Consider the following 3,507-nt stretch of genomic DNA (forward strand, 5'->3'; position numbering starts at 1 on the left):
ATACCTTCTGAGATACCTGTTGAAATGTGCTATTTGGGATGGCAGGATTCTTTAGATAAATTAATTAAATTGGTAGAACCAGAAATTCCTGATGTATAAATAAGGAGCTGAAAAATTTAAATCAGAACTATTTATCAAATAGAGTTTGAGAAATAAATTCACTTAAAAACGATAAAACCATGGCAATATTCAATCCCTATTTGCATTTCCTAGGGAATACCGAGGAAGCGTTTAATTTTTACAAATCGGTATTAGGTGGCGAATTTATTAAAACGGTTCGCTATAAAGACTTACCACGATCTGGAGAATATAAAATTGCCGAAGCGGACCAAAATAAAATAATGCACATTGCTCTGCCATTAGGAAAAGGCAATATTTTAATGGGTTCGGATGCGATGTCAGAAAGAGATGGACGAAAATTTACCTTTGGAGATAATTTCCACATTGCAATCACAGCAGAAAGCAAAGAAGAAGCAGTCAAATTGTATAATGCGCTTTCAGTTGGTGGTAGAATTGAAGTGCCTTCTTGAAGAAAGTCCTTGGGGTTCATATTTCGGTCTCTTTGCGGACCAATATGGTGTGCAATGGATGATTGATTTTGATCCAAAACAGCATCTGTAAATCAAAAATCGGCAATACTACTTAGAAAGAATCTTCTTCAAAGTAGCAATGCATTAGCCAAATAGGAGCTTACTTGAAATACAGAATTATAAAAGTTTATCAAAAATAAAATGAATCCGGTTGATGTTTATATAAATCAATTTCCAGAAATAGTTAAGGAGACATTGCAACAAATCAGACAGATTGTAAAAACCATAGCTCCAAATGCCGAGGAAATTATTTCTTATGGAATGCCTGGTTACAAAACAAACGGCAAGCCATTAATATATTTTGCGGGGTACAAAAATCACATTGGTTTATATGCAACGCCATCCGGAAATATCGGGTTCAAAAATGAGCTATCCCAATATAAACAGGGAAGAGGTTCAGTTCAATTTCCTTTAGATCAGCCAATTCCTTATGAACTCATCCAACGCATTGTAAAGTTTAGATTGGAAGAGAATGAATCTAAAATGAAGAAGTGAACATGGTTGAGATAGAAAGCAGCGTTACTCAGAACATCTAATGAGAATGTAAAAGAGGAAAAAAGCCCAAGTTTTTTGCAATTCGCTATCAAAGGACAATCATAGAAAATCGCTCAATAATTTAAAGTCGTGGTGATGCACATTTTCCGTTTTGACAAGCGGCAGATTGTTGAGCTTTTGGATGAGCAGGCCTCGAAACTATAATGAATAAAAACCAAAATGTTCTAATAAACAAAACATGAGAAAGTTAGTTGCAGCAATCAATATGACAATTGACGGATTTTGCGACCATACGGCAATAATTCCAGATGATGAACTTCACCAACATTACACCAATCTTTTAGCTAACGCCGATACTATTTTATACGGCAGGATAACCTATCAACTTATGGAATATTGGAAAACGCTGCTAAAAAATCCGTCAGGTGAAAAATCAATGGACGAATTTGCAGTAACAATAGATAATATTCAAAAGATTGTTTTTTCGAATACGCTGAAACATACGCAATGGAAATCTGCATTGCTGGCAAATAAAGCTTTGGAAGAAGAGGTGTTAGATCTTAGAAACAAATCCGGCAAAGATATTTTGGTGGGCAGTCGGAGTTTAATTATTCAGCTCATAAACCTTAATTTGATTGATGAGTTTCAGCTTTGTGTTCATCCTGTTCTCGTTGGAAAAGGTTTGCCGTTGTTTGACAAAATAAAAGATAGGACCATGTTTAAGCTCATAAAAACAAAAACTTTTGGTTCTGGTGCAATTGTACTTTATTACGAACCCTTAAAATAGTAGAAATACTAGTCACTAATCTCTATTCTCATATTCCAATACAACAACGTTGCCTGCATTCAATAAATAGCGTTCTCCTGTTTCTGGGCATTCTGCGAGATGGCTGTCATCAAATTTTAATTTATGACCTGCTTTGCTCACCCAGCCCACTTGACGTCCAGGATTGCCAACGACCAATGCAAAATTGGGTACGTTTTTGGTGACTACTGTTCCGGCACCAATTAAGGCATACTCGCCAACTGTGTTCCCGCAAACAATGGTTGCGTTAGCACCAATGGAAGCTCCTTTTTTTAAAAGCGTCTTTTTGTATTCTTGTTTTCTGACTATAAAACTTCGAGGATTGATCACATTGGTAAAAACTACGGACGGGCCAATAAATACGTCATCTTCAACTTCAACGCCTTCGTAAATGGATATATTATTCTGAACCTTGACATTATTTCCAATGCTTACGTTGGGACCCACCACACAATTTTGCCCAAAGGAACAATTGTCCCCAATTTGGGTATTGGACAAAATATGGCAAAAATGCCAGATTTTAGTGTTTTTTCCGATCGTCACATCGGTATCGATATAACTGGATTCATGTATGAAAAATGGATTCATGGATTCTGGGAATTAGGGATTAGGGATTAGGGATTAGTATTGATTGTCAGTTGTCAGTTGTCAGTTATCAGTTATCAGTTATCAGTTATCTGTTGTCCGTCATTGATTGCTAGACTTGTAACAATTGGCTGTTGACATAGGACGATTTTGTAAAACTACACTTTGTCCTTCCGTCATCAGTCTTCCGCCATCGGTCATCAGGATGCATTCTTAAATCCGGCTATTTTAGGCTAAGTGTTAAGTTATTTATTGTTAAGTTTATTAAACCTGTTTACTATCTTTTTACATTTTTACAAAACGGATGGTAATCGCCTATCAGTCCAATAGGATCAAGATTTCTGATGGTGGATATGGTTTGGACGGCACTATAGGCTTCGTCAAGACCAAAGCCATCACCTCTTAAAATGGCCTCGTAACTTTTAGTGTGCAAATCTGTAAAGCCACCGCTAAACTCTATTTCTTCCCCATCGATTTCTATGGATCGGTATGTTGAAAGTCCAGCATTTTTGACTGCGTCGGGAATATAATTGGCGTTGACGGACAAAAACCATCTTACCTTGGCGTGCTTTAATTGTAAATAGCCAGCATTGGTGTCTGATGTTTTTAAATGGACTTTATTTTCTATGACGTCGCCAAAAATCCAGCATAGCATATCATAAAAATGGACACCTATATTTGATGCGATGCCGCCAGATTTGGCTTCATCACCTTTCCACGACACAAAATACCATCGTCCTCTTGAAGTCAAATACGTCAAATCTATGTCGTACACTTTATTGGGGTCTTTTTCCAATTCTGCTGTAATTCTTTCTTTTAAAGCGATGATTGATGGGTGTAATCTGAGCTGTAGGATGTTATAAATTTTTTTCCCTGTTTCATTTTCAATCACTTTCAATTGATCCACATTCCACGGATTAAGGACCAAAGGTTTTTCTGAAATGGCATCGGCACCGCTTCGCAAAGCAAATCGGATGTGTGAGTCGTGCAAATAATTAGGAGAGCAGATCGATACATAGTCAATTTTATGGC

General features: G+C 36.9%; 5 protein-coding genes. 3 read left to right on the forward strand and 2 right to left on the reverse strand.

Annotated features, from left to right (window positions below):
- Positions 1 to 179 precede the first annotated feature (179 nt).
- The 3 genes from VNJ50_RS09510 (at position 180) to VNJ50_RS09520 (ending at position 1,872) form a co-directional block, all read left to right on the forward strand.
- Positions 180 to 530 carry a VOC family protein gene (locus VNJ50_RS09510; protein ID WP_325581263.1) on the forward strand — a complete coding sequence of 117 codons (351 nt, stop codon included), beginning with the start codon at positions 180 to 182 and terminating at the stop codon, positions 528 to 530.
- A 201-nt stretch (positions 531 to 731) separates the two neighbouring features.
- Positions 732 to 1,085 (forward strand): DUF1801 domain-containing protein, encoded by a 354-nt coding sequence (locus tag VNJ50_RS09515; RefSeq protein ID WP_325581265.1) that lies wholly within the window; start codon positions 732 to 734, stop codon positions 1,083 to 1,085.
- A 238-nt stretch (positions 1,086 to 1,323) separates the two neighbouring features.
- Positions 1,324 to 1,872, forward strand: coding sequence for a dihydrofolate reductase family protein (locus VNJ50_RS09520; RefSeq protein WP_325581267.1), 549 nt, complete (start codon positions 1,324 to 1,326; stop codon positions 1,870 to 1,872).
- 15 nt (positions 1,873 to 1,887) lie between these two features.
- On the opposite strand, the gene VNJ50_RS09525 is transcribed toward VNJ50_RS09520, so the two are convergent.
- Both VNJ50_RS09525 and VNJ50_RS09530 read right to left on the reverse strand, forming a co-directional pair.
- A complete protein-coding gene (locus tag VNJ50_RS09525; RefSeq protein WP_325581269.1) occupies positions 1,888 to 2,478 on the reverse strand; it encodes an acyltransferase in 591 nt (196 codons plus the stop codon).
- Between the two features lie 274 nt (positions 2,479 to 2,752).
- A partial coding sequence (locus VNJ50_RS09530) for a Gfo/Idh/MocA family oxidoreductase (RefSeq protein WP_325581271.1) occupies positions 2,753 to 3,507 on the reverse strand: 755 nt, incomplete at its 5' end.

This window comes from Gelidibacter sp. (assembly GCF_035577925.1).
Classification (GTDB): domain Bacteria; phylum Bacteroidota; class Bacteroidia; order Flavobacteriales; family Flavobacteriaceae; genus Gelidibacter.

Excerpts from the sequence above, each read along its gene's own strand:
- VNJ50_RS09525 (WP_325581269.1), bottom strand. The coding sequence starts at position 2,478 with ATGAATCCATTTTTCATACATGAATCCAGTTATATCGATACCGATGTG.
- VNJ50_RS09515 (WP_325581265.1), top strand. The coding sequence starts at position 732 with ATGAATCCGGTTGATGTTTATATAAATCAATTTCCAGAAATAGTTAAG.
- VNJ50_RS09510 (WP_325581263.1), top strand. The coding sequence starts at position 180 with ATGGCAATATTCAATCCCTATTTGCATTTCCTAGGGAATACCGAGGAA.
- VNJ50_RS09520 (WP_325581267.1), top strand. The coding sequence starts at position 1,324 with ATGAGAAAGTTAGTTGCAGCAATCAATATGACAATTGACGGATTTTGC.